The 17,095-nt window shown below is 73.0% G+C and carries 11 protein-coding genes; 3 read left to right on the forward strand and 8 right to left on the reverse strand.

Features of this window, described 5'->3' with window-relative positions; genetic code table 11:
- Nucleotides 1-527: 527 nt before the first annotated feature.
- The 6 genes from typA to AMK24_RS01835 form a co-directional block, all read right to left on the reverse strand.
- Entirely contained in the window at nucleotides 528-2,402 is a 1,875-nt protein-coding gene (gene typA, locus AMK24_RS01810) for a translational GTPase TypA (RefSeq protein ID WP_073764236.1), read from the reverse strand.
- A 365-nt stretch (nucleotides 2,403-2,767) separates the two neighbouring features.
- A complete protein-coding gene (locus AMK24_RS01815) occupies nucleotides 2,768-5,233 on the reverse strand; it encodes an ABC transporter family substrate-binding protein (RefSeq protein ID WP_073764238.1) in 2,466 nt (821 codons plus the stop codon).
- Nucleotides 5,234-5,471: 238 nt separating this feature from the next.
- Nucleotides 5,472-6,635 carry an oxygenase MpaB family protein gene (locus AMK24_RS01820; protein WP_073764240.1) on the reverse strand — a complete coding sequence of 388 codons (1,164 nt, stop codon included), beginning with the start codon at nucleotides 6,633-6,635 and terminating at the stop codon, nucleotides 5,472-5,474.
- 79 nt (nucleotides 6,636-6,714) lie between these two features.
- The gene (locus AMK24_RS01825; protein ID WP_073764242.1) at nucleotides 6,715-7,770 is read right to left on the reverse strand and encodes a polyprenyl synthetase family protein; all 1,056 of its coding nucleotides are present in this window, start codon (nucleotides 7,768-7,770) and stop codon (nucleotides 6,715-6,717) included.
- Complete coding sequence (locus AMK24_RS01830) at nucleotides 7,760-8,038, reverse strand: polyprenyl synthetase (protein WP_073764244.1); 279 nt, start codon at nucleotides 8,036-8,038, stop codon at nucleotides 7,760-7,762. The genes AMK24_RS01825 and AMK24_RS01830 overlap by 11 nt, the downstream gene beginning before the upstream one ends.
- Nucleotides 8,039-8,239: 201 nt before the next feature.
- Nucleotides 8,240-9,061 carry a S1 family peptidase gene (locus tag AMK24_RS01835; RefSeq protein WP_073764246.1) on the reverse strand — a complete coding sequence of 274 codons (822 nt, stop codon included), beginning with the start codon at nucleotides 9,059-9,061 and terminating at the stop codon, nucleotides 8,240-8,242.
- 395 nt (nucleotides 9,062-9,456) lie between these two features.
- On the opposite strand from AMK24_RS01835, the gene AMK24_RS01840 reads away from it, so the two are divergent.
- Nucleotides 9,457-11,094: an amidase gene (locus AMK24_RS01840; RefSeq protein WP_073764248.1), complete on the forward strand. Its 1,638-nt coding sequence runs from the start codon at nucleotides 9,457-9,459 to the stop codon at nucleotides 11,092-11,094.
- A 63-nt stretch (nucleotides 11,095-11,157) separates the two neighbouring features.
- Here the strand turns inward: AMK24_RS01840 and AMK24_RS01845 are convergent, their stop codons facing one another.
- Both AMK24_RS01845 and AMK24_RS01850 read right to left on the reverse strand, forming a co-directional pair.
- Nucleotides 11,158-11,934: a response regulator gene (locus AMK24_RS01845; protein WP_073764250.1), complete on the reverse strand. Its 777-nt coding sequence runs from the start codon at nucleotides 11,932-11,934 to the stop codon at nucleotides 11,158-11,160.
- Nucleotides 11,935-12,002: 68 nt separating this feature from the next.
- A complete protein-coding gene (locus tag AMK24_RS01850) occupies nucleotides 12,003-13,193 on the reverse strand; it encodes a sensor histidine kinase (RefSeq protein ID WP_073764252.1) in 1,191 nt (396 codons plus the stop codon).
- Nucleotides 13,194-13,441: 248 nt separating this feature from the next.
- Between AMK24_RS01850 and AMK24_RS01855 the strand changes: the two genes are divergently transcribed.
- Both AMK24_RS01855 and AMK24_RS01860 read left to right on the forward strand, forming a co-directional pair.
- Nucleotides 13,442-15,781, forward strand: coding sequence for an MMPL family transporter (locus AMK24_RS01855; RefSeq protein ID WP_073764254.1), 2,340 nt, complete (start codon nucleotides 13,442-13,444; stop codon nucleotides 15,779-15,781).
- Between the two features lie 113 nt (nucleotides 15,782-15,894).
- Nucleotides 15,895-17,043: a serine hydrolase domain-containing protein gene (locus AMK24_RS01860; protein WP_073764256.1), complete on the forward strand. Its 1,149-nt coding sequence runs from the start codon at nucleotides 15,895-15,897 to the stop codon at nucleotides 17,041-17,043.
- The last annotated feature ends 52 nt before the right edge of the window (nucleotides 17,044-17,095 follow it).

The following is a 17,095-nucleotide window of genomic DNA, read 5'->3' on the forward strand; positions in this document are numbered from 1 at the left end:
AGTGCGTGACCCATTGACCCGAGCTCAATGGAGCCAACTATTGAGTACGACCGGGCTGTAAACCACACTTAAAGGGTCTCGGTTTGACAACATCAGACCCGCCCGTGTGCCCGAAATCCGGACAAAGTGATCCCAGACAGACACGCCCGAAACGGACTGTTAACACATGTTCCGGAGAGCGACCCCCGATATCCGGACACCACGGTCAGGAAAAGCGATTGACGAAGGCCCGGCCCACCACAGTGTCCGTGGCGGGCCGGGCCTTCTGTCAATGCCCGGGCTGACGCGGCGTCCGCCGGGACGCCGGGGCGCGCGGGGGGCCTTCGCATACGGAGCGTACGGCTCCGAGACCGGGAAGCCGCCCGCAGGACCTCCCCGGGGCCCTGCCAGAACCGCCCGGACGCCCTCAGGGGCGTCCGGGCGGTTCTCGACTGTGGGCGGGGCCGTACATCGGCGTCTCAGCTCGTACGGCACCCCCGGCTCCCCCGCGGCGCGGCAAACCGGGCCGCGGGGCCCTGGGGAGGGTGTCAGCCGTTCTTGGCGCGGGAAGCGGCGCGGCTGCGCTCGCGCTGGTCCAGGACGACCTTGCGGATGCGCACGGTCTCCGGGGTCACCTCGATGCACTCGTCCTCGCGGCAGAACTCCAGGGACTGCTCCAGCGACAGCTTGCGGGCCGGGACCACGTTCTCGGTGGTGTCCGCGGAGGCCGCACGCATGTTGGTGAGCTTCTTCTCCTTGGTGATGTTGACGTCCATGTCGTCGGCGCGGGAGTTCTCGCCGATGATCATGCCCTCGTACACCTCGGTGCCGGCCTCGGTGAAGATGACACCGCGCTCCTGGAGGTTGACCATCGCGAACGGCGTGACCGAGCCCGCGCGGTCCGCGACCAGCGAACCGTTGTGACGGGTGCGCAGCTCGCCGAACCACGGCTCGTGGCCCTCGAAGATCGAGTGCGCGATGCCGGTGCCGCGGGTCTGGGTCAGGAACTCCGTACGGAAGCCGATGAGGCCGCGGGACGGGACGATCCACTCCATGCGGACCCAGCCGGAGCCGTGGTTCGTCATGGTCTCCATGCGGCCCTTGCGGGTCGCCATGAGCTGGGTGATGGCGCCCAGGTGCTCCTCGGGCGAGTCGATCGTCATGCGCTCGATCGGCTCGTACGTCTTGCCGTCGATCTGCTTGGTGACGACCTCGGGCTTGCCGACGGTCAGCTCGAAGCCCTCGCGGCGCATCTGCTCCACCAGGATGGCGAGCGCCAGCTCGCCGCGGCCCTGGACCTCCCAGGCGTCGGGGCGCTCGGTGTCCAGGACGCGGAGCGAGACGTTGCCGATCAGCTCGCGGTCGAGGCGGTCCTTCACCTGGCGGGCGGTGACCTTGTGGCCCTTGCCCCCCTTGCCGACGAGCGGCGAGGTGTTGGTGCCGATGGTCATGGAGATGGCCGGCTCGTCGACCGTGATCAGCGGCAGCGCGATCGGGTTCTCCGGGTCGGCCAGGGTCTCGCCGATCATGATGTCCGGGATACCGGCGATGGCGCAGATGTCGCCGGGGCCCGCCACCTCGGCCGGCTTGCGGGTGAGCGCCTCGGTCATCAGCAGCTCGGTGATGCGGACGTTGGACATGGTGCCGTCGCGCTTGATCCAGGTGACGGTCTGGCCCTTGCGCAGCTCGCCCTGCTCGACGCGGCAGAGCGCGATGCGGCCGAGGAAGTTGTCGGCGTCCAGGTTGGTGACGTGAGCCTGGAGCGGCGCTTCCGCGTCGAACTCGGGGGCCGGGACGTGCGCCAGGATCGTGTTGAAGAACGGCTCCAGGCTGTCGCTGTCCTGCGGGACGGTGCCGTCCTCGGGCTTGGTCAGCGAGGCCACGCCGTCACGGGCGCAGGCGTAGACGATCGGGAACTCGATCTGGTCCTCGTCCGCGTCCAGGTCCAGGAAGAGGTCGTACGTCTCGTCGACGACCTCGGCGATCCGGGAGTCGGGGCGGTCCGTCTTGTTGATGCAGAGGATGACCGGCATCCGCGCGGACAGCGCCTTGCGCAGGACGAAGCGGGTCTGGGGCAGCGGGCCCTCGGAGGCGTCGACGAGCAGCACGACGGCGTCCACCATCGACAGACCACGCTCGACCTCGCCACCGAAGTCGGCGTGGCCGGGGGTGTCGATGATGTTGATCGTGATCGGATCCCCGCCGTCCTTGGGGTGATACTTCACCGCCGTGTTCTTGGCGAGGATCGTGATGCCCTTCTCACGCTCCAGGTCGTTCGAGTCCATCATGCGGTCGTCGAGCGACTCGGCAGCGTGTGCGGCGAAGGAGCCGGCCTGCTTGAGCATGGCGTCGACCAGCGTGGTCTTGCCGTGGTCGACGTGGGCGACGATGGCTACGTTACGGATGTCGTGGCGCGTGGGCATGGGTGGCTTGCGCTTCTCTCGGATCGTGGGATCAGGCGTCTCAGTCGGTCTTCGAGTCCTCGTACGCCCGCCGGGCGGCACGCCACGGCTCGTACCATCGTACGGGCCCCGGGGCCACTGGGCTTCCCGAGCCGATCCGCGAAGGCGGTCTTCCCGTGTGATTCAGGCGATATTCAGCCGGTGTCAAGGAACTGCCGGGCCGACGAGGCGGCCGGAACGCGGGCGGAGCTGTGGGGGGTGAGGTGCGGTGAAGCGACGAACGGCCCGGGTCAGGGCAGACACCACCCTGCCCGCCGGCGGAACCGGCGGGCAAGAGTTTTGAGGTGCATCTGAGCTTCGCGGCGTGCGGGTGTGGTATTTGACCGCTACTTCTTGCGGTCTGCGGAGGAACCTGCGGCTTGCCGGTTCTTGAACCCGATGTCCTGGTACCGGGGGGCCGCGAACCCGAACGCCCCGACGTTCGCGAGCTTCTTGTCGACGGCGACGAGCTGCGGGCGCTGGTAGAGCGGAATCGACCCGGCGGCGGCCCAGATCCGGGCGTCGGCCTGCTTCATCAGCTCCCGCGCGGCGTTCTCGTCCAGCTCGGCGGCGGCCCGGTCGAAGAGCTGGTCGATGTGGTCGGTGCCGACCCGGGTGTAGTTCTGCTCCACCAGGAGCGACCCGTCGGTGGCGGGCTCCGGCTTGGCGTAGATGGGGCGTCCGTCCGTGGCCGGGTAGGCGGTGGCGGGCCACGAGTAGAGCGCCAGGTCGTACACGCCGGAGGCGATGTGGTCCTTGAAGTAGCTCTCGTCGGGAACCTTGGTGATCTCGGTGCCGATGCCGATCTTCTCCAGCATGGCCGCGATCTTGTCACCGACGCTGCGCAGCGTCTGGGAACCGGGACCGGAGGGGAGCACGAAGCGCAGGGTCAGCGCCTTGCCGTCCTTGCCGAGCCGCCCCTTGGCCGCGGCGGGCGCGGGGGCGGCGGTGCCGACGGGGGCGTACGCTCCGGCGGCTCCTCCGGGCTGCTTGTCCCGGGCGGCGACGGAACCGTCCTCGCCGAGCGCCACGGCGGCCTGGCGGCGCAGCGCGGCGCTCTGGACGGCGGCGTGCCGGGCGGGGGCGAGGACGTGGACGGCGGACGTGCCGCTCGTGGCGGCGGGGGCGTGCGCCGGGGCGTGCGCGCCGGGCTTGCCGTCCTCGCCGACGATGTAGAGGCCCTCGTCGCGGGAGGCCGCGGTGTCCTCCTCGCCCCGGTCGGCGGCCTGGTCGGCCTGGTCGGCCTGGTCTGCTTTCTCGGTGTCCCGCCCGCCCTTCTCCGCCTCCCTGTCGCCCTTCTCGCCCTTCTCGGCTTCCTCCTCCTTCCCCTTGTCCTTGTCGGCCGTGGCGTCCTCCTCCCGGCCGGCGTCCTTCTCCGCGTCGGCCTCGGCGTCGCCCTTCTTCTTCTCCGCCTCGCTGCCGGCCTTGGTGTCCTTGGGCGGCTGGACCGCGCCGCCCCGGGTCCAGCCCGCGTCCGCCAGCAGGGCCTGGGCCTCCTCGGTGTTCTGCTCGCCGAGCGCCCCGCTGCCGTCCTTGTACCCGGGCTGGCCCGCGAGGGCGAGATGACTGCCGAGCGGCTTCGCCGGCAGTCCCAGCGGCCCCAGCACCGTCCGCGCCAGCTCCTGGCGGTCCAGGGCACGGGCCACCGCGCGCCGGACCCGGTCGTCGGCGAGCGGTCCGGACTCGCCGTTCAGCGCGAGCTGGGTGTAGGCGGGCTCCAGGGACTTGCGTACGGCGTAGGCGCGCAGGGCCTTCTGCTCGGCGGCGTACGCGAGGGCGGCCTTGCGGTTCTTCGCCCGCGCGGCCTGCTCGATCTCGGCGGCCTTCTCGTCGCTGCCGTGCGCCACGGCATAGGAGCGCAGGGCGGCGGCGGGCGAGATCCCGGCGCCCGGACCGTGGGCGGACGGCGGCCCGTCGCCGCCCCGGTCGCGGCGGGCGAGCGTGATGCGCTGGGCGGTGGACGGGTCGATGTCGGCGACGTCCACCGTGCCGTCCGCGAGGGCCTTCGTACGGTCCTCGGGGGCGACCGCCCGGAAGACGAGGGTGTCGAGCTTGGCCTTGTCGCCCCACCAGCGCGGGTTGCGGGCGAGGGTGACGGTGCCCTCGGCCTTGCTGACGCCGCGCAGGAGGAAGGGCCCGGCGGTGTTCTTGAGGGTGGTGCGCGCGCCGTCGTTGAAGGTCTCCGGCGAGCCGGTGATCTCCTTCGGGTACAACGGCGAGAACAGCGAGCGCCAGTCGGCGTACGGCTTGGAGAAGGTGACCCGCACCTGGAGGTCGTCCGCGCCGCGCTCGATCTTCTCGATCCGCTCGTAGCCGGAGTTGCGGGCGGTCCAGAACGCGGAGTCCTTGCCCCTCAGGGCCCGCCACTGGGCGACGAAGTCGGGGGCGCCGATCTCGCGGCCGTCGCTCCACACCGCCTGCTGGTTGAGCTTGTAGAGCACGACCTGCTTCGGCTCGCGCTCGATGATCTTCGCGGATTCCAGGTAGTCCGGGTTGAGCTTCGGCCGCCCGTTCCCGTCCATGGGGAAGAGGGTCGGCAGCAGGGCTTCGGTGACCCGGGCGGTGGCGCTGTCCGCGTCCGCCTGGAACGCGTTGAAGGTGGCGGGCAGCGCGTCGATCGCCCAGTTCACGGTGGAACCGTCGGCGACCGCCGGGCGGGCGGCGGCCCCGATGTCCTGGGGCACGCCCCGGGGCGCCTCCTCGTCGCCGGAACCGCAGCCCGCCAGCACCGGGATCGTGAGCACCCCCGCCGTGAGGAGCGCGAGCGTGCGGCGCTTGCGAACCGTCCCGCGCGGGACGCCGACGTGGGACATGGCTGATACCTCCGGGGCCGGCCCGGACCACCCCGTACCGGAATGGACCGGATGATATGTAACTGGTGGCATTTGCAGTTGATCACACTGGTTCCTTCCGCCCACTGAAAGCGCCCCCTCGCGCGAGGGGGCTCCGACACGGCGGGCGGGGGCCGCAACCTCACCCGGCCGGGGGAACGTTCCGCCCCGGCCCGGTGGGGTCGCGACCCCCGCCCCGTACAGAACCGCCGGTCGGCGGTCAGAGGGGGACGGTGGCGGCGGGCGGGCGCCAGCGGTGGAGGCGGGGGGAGGCGGAGGGCACGTCGTACTCCTTTTTGAGCTGTTCGGGGATGGCGTAGTGCATGACGCGTCCCCGGGTGAGCGAGGACAGTTCGAGCAGGGTGGTGAGGTGACCGAGCCGGTCCAGCGCTCGGGCGCCCAGGGGGGAGCGGTCCTCGATCGTCTCCAGGACGCCGAGGAGATGGGGCACGGCCTTGACGACGGTGTCCCAGGAGGTGCGGGGCACCCGCAGCCAGTCGGCACAGGTGTCGCCGGTGAGGTGGCGGATGAGCGCGGAGACGATCGGGTCGAAGAAGGTCCCGGGCACGACCTCCTCGTAGAGGTCGATGAGCTGCCGGGTGAGCGACGCGCCCTCCTCGGAGGGCCCCATGTGCCGGATCATGTACAGGTCGAGGAAGGCGCGGGCGTCCTCCAGGGACCGGGGCGCGGCTTCCTGGCTGACGCCCAGCATCGCGCCGACCACGCGCCAGGCGTAGTAGTAGGACTCCGCGCCCTCCTGGGACATGTGGATGCCGAGCCGGTGCAGGCTGTCGAGGACGAGGAGCGAGAAGAACATCTGCCCGCCGATCATGTCCTCCTGGCAGATCGGCGTCCCCAGCGCGCCGGTGTCCCAGCGGTTCTCGCGCTGGAGGTGGTGGCGGATGGAGGCGTGCAGGAGCCGGACCTTCTGGGCGGCGGGGAGGAAGCGGCCACCGGCCTCGAAGGCGTCGGGCCGCATCAGGTAGACGGTGAACTGGCCGGTCTCCGCCATGCGTTTGGAGGGGTAATCCAGTCCGTGGGTGGCCGAGAGCAGCTTCGCCACGTGCGGGACCACGTAGCAGGCCGGCATGGAGGCGAACGAGAGGGCTGTGGAGATGTGGACGTTGTTGTCGATGAAGAACAGCCGGGCCTTCTCCATCACCTCCCAGTCGACCCAGTCCGGCGGTGCGCTCGTCGCCCGCAGGTACTCCCGGGCGACGTCGGGCAGTCCGTCCGGGAGGGGGGCGCCCGCGGTGGAGACATAGCGCATCAGGGTGTTGAACTTGCCCACCTCCCCCCTCTCGAAGAGCGCCGCGACGGTCGCGTCGGCCAGTTCGTCGCCGCCCTCCCGCAGGGCGTCCATCGAAGCCTCGGTGTAGTTCATGGCGTGGTTCCTTGTCCTCGGGGTCCTCGGGGCGTGAGCGGCGGACGGGTCGGGGTCCTGGGGCGGGGAGCGGGCGGGGTCAGGACAGCCGGACGGCCGCCGAGTCGGCCAGCGCGCTCAGGGCGTCGGACGCGCCGGCCGGCACGTCCAGCTCGTGGAGGGCGCCGAGGGCCTCCTCGACCCGCGCCGTGATCATGTCTTCGACGAGAGCGGGGGTCTTGAGCCGCCACATCACCTCACGCACCGCACGCAGCCCGTCCTCGTCGAGACCGCGTCGGCCCAGGTGGTCCCGGAGCAGGCTCCGGTCGTCGTCACCGGCCAGGCGCCAGGTCTCCGCCAGCAGCGCCGTGGGCCGCTGGCCGCACACGTCGTCCGCGTTGGCCTTGCCGGTGCGCCCGGGGTCTCCGAACAGCCCGAGCAGATCGTCCCTGAGCTGGAACGCCTCGCCCAGGGGCAGGCCGAAGGCGGAGTAGCCCTCGCGCAGCCGCCTGCCGGCCCCGGCCAGCGCACCGCCGATCAACAGAGGTTGTTCCACGGTGTACTTGGCGGTCTTGTACCGGATCACCTGCAAGGATGCTTCGGTGTCCGGCTCGGCCCCGGTGCGCAGGATCTCCAGGCACTCGCCCGCGATCAGCTCCCGCCCCAGGACCGACCACAGGGGGCGGGCCCGGCCCAGGTAGGCGGCGGGCAGGCCGCTGGTGGCGAACAACTGCCCGGCCAGCCCCATCAGCAGGTCCCCGACCAGCATCGCCAACGACCTGGCGGCGGCAGCGGAACGGGGGCGCCGGCGCACGGCCCCGCGCAGAGCGATGTGCGCGGTGGGGCGGCCGTGCCGCAGAGCGCTGTCGTCGATGAGGTCGTCGTGCACGACCGCGGCGGCATGGACCAGCTCCAGGGAGGCGGCCGCCCGCAGCAGCGCGGCGCTGTCCGGCTGCCCCGCCGCCCGCCAGCCCCAGTAGCAGAACGCGGCCCGCAGCCGTTTGCCGTCCGCGACGGCCGCCTCCACCTGGGCGGCGACCGGGGCGAGGGAGGGGTCGATCTCCGCGAACAGGTCGGCTTCCCGGGCGACGAACGGGTGCAGCACCTCGTCGACCCGGCTCTTGAAGGTGGCCGCGTCCCACCGGTCAGGCGTCATCGGCGGCCCGTCGCGCGACGGCCTGCCGGGCGAGGAGCTCCAGATGGGCGGGGGGCGGGGCCGCGTACCGGTCCAGCACCAGGCGCCCGCGCGCCATCAGCTCGTGCTCGGCCTCCGCCGCCAGCTCGGCGGCGTCGGAGCGGCGCAGCAGCCCCCGCACCGCGCCCAGGGCCGACCCGATCGCGCTCACCGCCAGATCGGCCGCACCCGCCACGAGCAGGACTGCCCGTTCTTCGGGTGTTCCGCCACGTCCCGCTTCTCGCGTCATACCGCTCCCCACCCCAGCACGTCGGCGCCGTAGGTCACGCGCCCTGCTCACAGCATCCCGACACACCGGGCATCCGAGGGAGGAAAACCACCTTCGAGTGAGGGGCCCGCTCACCTGTACGAAGGCTGCGGAGGAGGTCCGGAGCGGGGGGCCGCTCCACCCGCCGTTCGGCGCGGCGGCCCCCCGCGGCGGCGTCCCGGATCAGCTGTGGCGGCCTATTGTCCGGTGGATCCAGCCCGCGTGGGCGGGGGCGCTGGAGTAGAGCCCCGGTCCTTCGCTGCAGCGCACGCCCGGCGCTCCGGGGCCCGAGGTGACGCCGATGAGTTCCCAGCGCCCCGCCCGGTTCCGCTGGAGCTGCGGGCCGCCCGAGTCGCCGTTGCACGCCATGGCGCGGGGCACCTGGCTGGTGGTGCACAGGCGGGTGCTGTCCGCGTATCCCGGCGCGCAGTCGGAGACCGCGCCCCGGCGGGTGTCGAGCTGCTGGAGCCGGTCGGGGAAGGACCAGGGGGCGTCGGGGGCGTCGTCGGTCCTGCCGAAGCCCAGGATCCGCGTCGGGGTGCCGGGGCGGCCGGGGCGGTCGGCGATGCGGACGGGCTTCTCCGCGACCGGCCGGTCCAGGCGGATCAGGGCGACGTCGTTGCGGTTGGGTCCGGTGTCCTCACCGTTCTCGTAGCCGGGGTGGGACACCGTCTTCGCGATGGACCGGACCGTGCCCCCGGAGTCCTTCCACGCGCTGCCGACCCGGACGGTGCCGTCCAGGGTGACCAGCGCCGGGTCCACGCAGTGCGCGGCGGTGAGCACCCATCGTCGGTCGATCAGCGCTCCCCCGCAGACGCCCTTGAACGTGGCGTCGTCCGCACCCGTCACGGGGATCGACACCATGGACGGGTAACGCTGCGTGGAGTCCTCGCCGTTGACGATGGCCTCCGCGGGCCCGGTCATCATGGCGGCGCAGGCCGCCGCGGCCAGGACGCCTGCGGCGGTGCGCGCCAACGTGCGGCGTGAGGAATACGAGCTGAGCACTGGTTCTCCGATCGATGAGCATGTGCGACCTACTCAGCCTCCGCGATCGGGAGGGCCCGGACCATCCGGCCCGCATGCCTCTCCGAGGTCCGGCCAGCGGGACCGAACACACGGGGGAGAACCCCACCATGAGCGTGCGGCGCCGCCGCGGCCGGACCTGGGCGGACGCGGCCGGACCTGCGCCACCGGGGCAGGACCTGCGCCACCCGGGCCGGACCTGGCTCCTACCCGCGCCTCCCTCGGAAGTCCCGGAACGAGCCGGATGAACCAGGAGCCTGCTCACTGCCGGAGGCCACCTCGCCGAACCTACTGTTCCTGCTCCACGAAGTCGTACGACGCGTCGCCGACCAGCACCGACAGCATGGAAGCCGCGCGTCCGCGAGCAAGGAGCCCCTGTGAAACCGACCATCCGGACCACGCTGCGCTGCGCCGTGGCGGTCGCCGCCGCGACCGGTCTGACCGCCTCCCCGGCAGCGCAGGCCACGCAGAACATCCGAGCAGAACACCGGCCCGCCATGGTGCGGGCGGCCCACCTGGAGCAGATGACCATCCCTGACATCCAACGGGCCATGGACCGCGAACAGTTCACATCGCAGCAGCTCACCGGCCTGTACCTCAGGCGGATCCACGCACTGAACCCCCGGCTCAAGGCCGTGGTCACGGTCAACCCCGACGCGAGGCCCATCGCCCGCGACAGCGACCGCAGACGCCGCGCACACGGGGCGCGGGGGCCGCTGGAAGGCATCCCGGTGCTGCTGAAGGAGAACATGGACACCGCCGACCGCCAGCCCACCACGGCCGGTTCGGCCGCGCTCCTCGGCGCGCGGCCGAGCCGGGACGCGGAAGTGGTGAGGCGGCTGCGCGCGGCCGGAGCCGTGATCCTCGGCAAGGCGAACATGACGGAGTGGGCCAACTTCCGCGACCCGTACGCCGTCGCGGGCTGGAGCGCGCTCGGGGGGCTGACCCGGAACCCGTACGTCCTGGACCGCAGCGCCGCCGGGTCCTCCAGCGGTTCGGCCGCCGCCGCTGCCGCGAACCTGGCCACCGTGACGCTCGGCACCGACACCGCAGGTTCCATCGTCGACCCGGCGGCCCTGACGTCCACCGTCGGTGTGCGCCCCACCCTGGGAGTGGCCAGCAGGACCGGCATCGTGCCGATCTCCTCCCGTCACGACACCCCCGGGCCCCTGGCCCGCAACGTCACCGACGCCGCACTCACCCTGTCCGTGATAAGCGGCGCCGACCCCGCCGACCCCGCCACCGGCACCGGCACCGGGGGATCCCTGCCGGCGGACATCGGGTCCGTTCTGGACGCGGAGGCGCTCCGGGGCAAGCGCATCGGCGTCTGGCGCGCGGGGCACACCGGCGTGGACCGTGACGTCGACCGCGTCTTCGAGGCGACCGTACGCGAGCTGCGGGCGCTGGGCGCGACCGTCGTGGAGGGCGCCGACGTGGCCGAACCGGAGGAACTGCCGGGCCACCTCCTGCCGGCCCTGCTCTCCGAGTTCAAGCACGGCATCAACGCCTACCTCGCCGCGACGCCCGGCTCCCACCCGAAGAGCCTGGCCGGTCTCATCGCGTACAACGAGAAGCACCGCGCCGTGGAGCGGATGGACTGGTTCGGGCAGATGTACTTCACCGAGGCGCAGAAGAACGGCGTCGGCCTGGAGGACCCGGACTACCGGGCGCACCGGGCCGCCGCCACCGCGCTCGCCCGCCGCTCGATCGACGACGTGCTGGAGGCGAAGAAGCTGGACGCGATCGTCACCCCCACCGCCCTGCCCGCGCCGCCCGCCGATCACCAGGCCGGGGACGGGGACGCCGGCCCGTTCGCCGACACGACCATCGGTTCCGCCGCCGCCGGCTACCCCCAGATCAGCGTCCCCGCCGGGTACACCGCCAAGGGGCTTCCGCTCGGTGTGACCTTCCTCGGTACGAAGGCGAGCGACGCGGCGCTCCTCGGCTACGCGTACGCCTTCGAGCAGGCGACGCAGGTCCGCAGGGCGCCCCGCTACCTCCCCGGCGTCGGCTGAGCGCACCGCCTCCCGCGAGGGAGCGGAACGGCCCCCGCCGACCGTCCTCGTCAGCCACGCGTCTCAGCCGCGCTCGCCCGCCGTGATCAGGCCCGCCTCGTACGCGGCGATCACCGCCTGCGCCCGGTCGCGGACCTGGAGCTTCGCGAAGAGCGCGGTGATGTGGTTCTTCACCGTCGACGGGCTGATGAACATCTCCGCGGCGATCCCCGCGTTGTCCAGGCCGGTGGCGATCAGCCGCCACACCTCGCGCTCGCGCGGCGTCAGCTCGTCCAGGACGCCTGCCGGCCCGGAGCCGGCGGTGGGCGGCGCCGGGCGTCGCGGGGCCGTCACGTACGAGGAGATGAGACGGGTCAGCAGGCGCGGGGCGACCACCGCCTCGCCGGTGTGGACCACGCGCAGGGCCGTGACCAGTTCCTCGGGCGAGACGTCCTTGGGCAGGAAACCGCAGGCGCCCGCGCGCAGAGCGGCGACCACGTGCTCGTCCATGTCGAAGGTGCTGAGCGCGAGCACCCGGCAGTCCGGCGCCTGCCGGGTGAGCTGTTCGGTGGCGGCGATGCCGTCCAGGACCGGCATGCGGATGTCCATGACGACGACGTCGGGCCGCAGCCGCCGGGCGAGCTCCACGGCCTGTGCGCCGTCGGCGGCCTCGCCGACGACCTCGACGCCGGGTTCGGGCCCGAGCATGAGCACCAGGCCGCGGCGTACGAGGAGTTGGTCGTCGGCGATCAGTACCCGGATGGGAGCGGGGTCCGCCGCCCCCGCCACGTCCGCCGCCCCTGCCACACCCGCAGCGTCCGTCGCCTCCGCCGTGCTCGTCACGTCCGCCGCACCCGCCATGCCCGTCCCACCCGTCCCACCCGTGCCGTCCGTGCCGTCCGTCCCACCCGTGCCGTCCGTTTTCCCGCTCACCGCAGTGCCCCTTCGTCCTTCGGCAGCGGCAACCGGGCCGTGACCCGGTAGCCCTGTCCTTCGCCCCGGCCCGCCCACAGGGAGCCGCCGTGCAGCGCGACGCGTTCGCGCATGCCGATCAGGCCGTACCCGGAGCCGGGCGCGGGCGCGAAACCGCCGGGCGTCCCCTCTCCGTCGTCCCGTACGTCCACCGTCGTCTCCTGGTCGCCGTACGTGAGGCGTACGCGTGCCCGGGCGCCGCTCCCCGCGTGCTTGCGGGCGTTGGTCAGCGCCTCCTGCACCACACGGAACACCGTCAGCTGCATGCCCCCCGGCAGTTGCCGGGGCGCTCCCCGCACGTCGAACTCCGTGGGCAGGCCGGCCGCGCACGACTCGGCGACGATCCGTTCCAGGTCCGCGATCCCCGGCTGGGGGGCGGTCGAGGCCTCCCGCGTCTCGCCCTCGGCCCGCAGGACGTCGAGGAGTTGCCGCATCTCGTGCAGCGCGGTGCGCCCCAGTCCCTCCAGGGTGACGAGGGCGTCCCGCGCGATCTCGGGGTTCCGGTCGAGGTTGGCGCGGGCGCCGCCCGCCATCAGCTGCATCGTGGTGACGTGGTGGGCGACGATGTCGTGCATCTCGCGGGCGATACGGCGGCGCTCGTCGGCCACGGCCCGCTCGGCGAGCAGCCTGCGGTGCGCCTCGACCTCCTGCCGCCAGCGGTTCATCACGAGCCCGGCGGCGATCACGAACAGCACGGCCGCGCCGTTCCCCGCCAGCTTCAGGAGGGAGCCCTGCGACCAGGACGGCCGCACGGCCAGGGGCAGCACCGCACTCATCAGGACCGCCGGTACGTACACGGCGGCTCCCCTGGCCCGTACGACGGTGTAGAGGGCGACGATCATGGAGGCGTTGAGGCCCTGGCCCACCGGCCAGCTCAGATGGACGGCGAGCCCGATGGCCAGGACGGCGGCGAACGTGAGCACCGGGGCCCGCCGTCGTGCGAGGAGCGTCAGGCCGGACACCGTCATCAGCAGACAGCCGGCCACGGGGACGAAGCCCTGGGCGTCCTGGCTGCTGAGGGTGAACCCGATGAGGTCGAGGGCCGCCGCGCCGACGGCGACGAGGGCGTCGTCGCGGGTCCAGGGCGGGGCCTCGCCGAGGAACGCGGGGGTGCGCCGCGCGGCGGGCTCGGCGTGAGCGGTGGGCATCGTGTTCCTTCCTCGGCCCCTTCCCGGGCGCCTGGCCCCCCATTCTCCCCGGGCTCCCGCCGAGGTCGTGGGGCCCCAGGACGATACCGGTCCGGGAGCAGGGTCCTGGTCCGGGGCCGGGCGGCGCCCCGCTCCCAGCCCGCATCTCGTTCCCCGCTCGGACGTTCCGCCCCGTCTGCGCTGATGTGCTGGAGGCAGGCCGGAATCCCCGGCGGAACCCCTCTCCACCTCTCTGCCGGAGGCAAGCTGTGATCCGTGCCCTGTCCGGGTTCTCGACCCGCCATCCCTGGAAGGTCATCGCCCTGTGGTCGGTGATCGGCGTCTTCCTCGCCGTGGCCGCCGGAGCGCTGATGCCCCGCGCGATGCAGGCGCAGACCGGCGACTTCCTGCCGAAGGACTACGACTCGGCCGCCGCCCTGCGGACCGCCGAGGAGAAGTTCGGCGTGACGTCCGACAGCGGCACCCTCACCGTCCTGGTCGGCAGGCCGGACGGCGAGCCGCTGACCGGCGCCGACCGGAAGACCATCGCGTCGGTGGCGAAGGAGCTGGGCGGCCGCCGCGTGACGATGCCGGACCCGGGGGACACCCCGACCACGGCGGACGACCAGATCCCCTTCCTCGTCACGGACTACTCGCAGACGCCCGAGGTCAGCGTGGGCATGACCGCCCCGGACCGCACCTTCACGCTGCTGTCGGTACGCCTGGAGGGCAACACCGTCGACCCGGGCATGCACAACCTGTTCCGGGAGTTCCGCGAGCAGACCGAGGACGCCTTCGCCGAGGTGCGCCTGCGGACCGGGTTCACCGGCGGCCTCGCCGACCAGGTCGACACCCGCGACGCCGAGGAGCCCACCCAGCGCATCGTCGGCATGCTGATGCTGGGCCTGATCGTGCTGGTGAACGTGCTGGTGTTCCGCAGTGTGTGCGCCGCGCTCATCCCGCTGATCGCGGTCACCGTCGTGGGCGGCGCGGCGACCGGCGTCATCGTCGGCGGCGCCCTGCTCACCGGCACCTCACTCGACACGTCGACGCCCAGCATGATCAGCGTCGTTCTCATCGGCATCGGCGTCGACTACTTCCTGTTCCTGCTCTTCCGCTTCCGCGAACTCCTGCGGGAGCGCCCCGACGCGCCCCCGCGCGCCGTCGCCGCCGAGGTCGGGGTCCGCGTCGGCACCGCCGTCACCTCCGCCGCCCTCACCATCGTGGCCGCCTTCGCCACCCTGGGCATCGCGACCTACGGCGGGTTCCAGGTGCTCGGCCCCGCCGTGGCCGTGGCCGTACTCGTCATGCTCCTCGCCAGCCTCACGCTGATGCCCGCCCTCCTCGCGGTCACGGGCCGCCGCATGTTCTGGCCCTCCCGCGCCCTGGAGCGCACACCGCGCCCCGGGCTCGCCGGGCGCGTCGGCGACCTCGTGTCCCGCAGGCCGCTGGCCGCCCTCCTCGCCGGTACCGCCCTGCTCGGCGCGCTCGCGGTGGGGATGACCGGCATCCGCATGGACTTCGGCCAGGGCGGAACCCCCCAGGAGACCCGGGCCGCCGCCACCGCCGCCGAGATCGCCCGCGCCCTCCCGGCCGGCGTGTCCGACCCGGCCACCGTCTACGTCACGGCCCCCCAGGGCGACCGCGTCACCCCCCGGTCCCTGGGCGCGCTCTCCGGCGAACTGGCCCGGCTCGAAGGTGTCGGCGAGGTGGGCGCCCCCCTCCTCAACGAGCGGGGCGACGCCGCCCGCATCGACCTCTACCTGACGTCCGGCTCCCAGACGCAAGCGGCCCGCGACCTGGTCTCGGGGCCGGTCCGCGACACCGTCGCGGCCCACACCCCGAAGGGTTTCGAAGCCCATGTGGGCGGCACGGCGGCGATCTTCGCGGACCTCTCCACCGCTGTCGACAAGGATCTGCGGACCGTCTTCCCCGTGGCCGCCGGCCTGATCGCGCTGATCCTGCTCGTGCTGCTGCGCAGCGTGCTCGCCCCGGTCGTCCTGCTGCTCTCGGTGGGGCTGTGCTTCGCCGCCACGCTCGGCGCCTCGACCCTCGTCTTCCAGCACGCCCTCGACGGGCCCGGCGTCAACTTCGTCCTGCCGCTCGTGCTGTTCCTCTTCGTCGTCGCGATCGGCACCGACTACAACATCCTGATCAGCGACCGCCTCCGCGAGGAGATGGAGGGCCCGCGCACGGCCCGCACCGCCGTGGCCCGCGCCGTACGCCACACCGCACCGGCCATCGCCACCGCGGGCATCGTCCTCGCCGCGTCCTTCGGCAGCCTCGCCGTCGGCTCGAACGCCTCCACCCAGCAGATCGGCTTCGCGACGGGGCTCGGCATCCTGCTCTCGGCGTTCGTCCTGTCGGTCGTGCTCGTCCCGGCCGCGGCGGCGCTGCTCGGCCGCGGCATCTGGTGGCCGGTACGCCCGGGCGGACGCCGCGTCCCCACCGATCACGCGGAGCCCGCCGCACCCGCGGGCGCCCCGAACGCGTACGCAGCGCATTCCGCCGCACCCGCAGGCGCCCCGGCCGAGCACGCCCCGCACTCCGCCGCGCCCGCAGGCGTCACGAAGGAGCACGCCCCGCACCCCTTCCCGCCCGTCGGCTGACTCCTCCTCGCCCACGCCCCGTCCCCGTCCTGCCCGAACGGCCGTTCCAGGCCGACCCGGCCCACCTGCCCCCCGACCGACCCATCCGACCGACCCGACCCAAGGGAGCACCCATGTCCGTATCCCCATCCACCCGGAGCGCGTTCCGCGCGGCCACGCTGACCGCGCTCGCCGCCCTCGCCGCGGGTCTCCTCACCGCCCCCGCCACTGCGGCGCCCCCCGCCCGTACATCCGACCCCGTCCAGCGGCAGTTGGACGGCCTGACCCGCGACGGCGTCGCCCCCGGCGCCCTCGCCCACGTCGTGAAGGCCGACGGCGGGGCGCGGCACTACACCTCCGGCGCGGGCAACCTGGCGACCGGCTCCGCCGTGCCCCGCGGCGGCTCCGTCCGCATCGGCAGCAACACCAAGGCGTTCACCGCGACGGTCGTGCTCCAGCTGGTCGGCGAGGGCGAGGTCGCCCTCGACGGGCCGGTGGACGCCTACCTCCCGGGCCTGCTGCGCGGCGAGGGCATCGACGGCCGGGCCATCACGGTCCGTCAGCTCCTCCAGCACACCAGCGGGCTCCCCGAGTACCTGGACCGCCAGGCGGTGCTCACCGATCCGCGCCGCTACTACGAGCCCCGGGAACTCCTCGACCGCGCCCTCGACCGCCCGGCCGACTTCGCCCCGGGGACGAGGTGGGCCTACAGCAACACCAACTACGTCGTCGCCGGGCTGCTCGTACAGAAGGTCACCGGACGCCCGCTGGGCGAGGAGATCAGGAGGCGGATCACCGACCGCGCCGGCCTGCGGCACACCTACCTCCCGGCCCCCGGCGACATGACCGTACGAGGCAGGCATCCGCACGGCTACCACCGGCTCACCGCCGACGGCCCCTGGCGCGACTACACCGACCTGGACCCCTCGTGGGGGTGGGCGGCGGGCGGCATGGTCTCCACCGACAGCGACCTCAACCGCTTCTACCGCGCGCTCTTCTCCGGCCGCCTCCTCGCCCCGGCCCAGCTCGCCGAGATGCGCAGGACGGTCCCCGTCGACGCCGAGGGCGCGGCCCCCGGCACCCGCTACGGCCTGGGCGTCCAGAGCGTCCCGCTGAGCTGCGGCGGCCGTTACTGGGGGCACGGCGGCGCCCTTCCCGGCTTCAGCACGTACGGCGGCGTCACCTCGGACGGCCGCGCGGTGAACATCACGGCCACCGCCGTACCGGACGGCAGGGGCGCCGCGCGGGCGACGGCGGCGGTGGACACGGCGTTCTGCCGCTGAGGGGGGGGCGGCGGCCCCCGGCGCGGCCGGGCCGCCCCCACCGCGTGCGGGC

The sequence above is a fragment of the Streptomyces sp. CB02366 genome (assembly GCF_001905905.1).
Classification (GTDB): domain Bacteria; phylum Actinomycetota; class Actinomycetes; order Streptomycetales; family Streptomycetaceae; genus Streptomyces.

Excerpts from the sequence above, each read along its gene's own strand:
- typA (WP_073764236.1), bottom strand. The coding sequence starts at position 2,402 with ATGCCCACGCGCCACGACATCCGTAACGTAGCCATCGTCGCCCACGTC.
- AMK24_RS01850 (WP_073764252.1), bottom strand. The coding sequence starts at position 13,193 with ATGCCCACCGCTCACGCCGAGCCCGCCGCGCGGCGCACCCCCGCGTTC.
- AMK24_RS01825 (WP_073764242.1), bottom strand. The coding sequence starts at position 7,770 with ATGACGCCTGACCGGTGGGACGCGGCCACCTTCAAGAGCCGGGTCGAC.
- AMK24_RS01830 (WP_073764244.1), bottom strand. The coding sequence starts at position 8,038 with ATGACGCGAGAAGCGGGACGTGGCGGAACACCCGAAGAACGGGCAGTC.
- AMK24_RS01815 (WP_073764238.1), bottom strand. The coding sequence starts at position 5,233 with ATGTCCCACGTCGGCGTCCCGCGCGGGACGGTTCGCAAGCGCCGCACG.
- AMK24_RS01860 (WP_073764256.1), top strand. The coding sequence starts at position 15,895 with ATGTCCGTATCCCCATCCACCCGGAGCGCGTTCCGCGCGGCCACGCTG.
- AMK24_RS01845 (WP_073764250.1), bottom strand. The coding sequence starts at position 11,934 with ATGGCGGGTGCGGCGGACGTGACGAGCACGGCGGAGGCGACGGACGCT.
- AMK24_RS01820 (WP_073764240.1), bottom strand. The coding sequence starts at position 6,635 with ATGAACTACACCGAGGCTTCGATGGACGCCCTGCGGGAGGGCGGCGAC.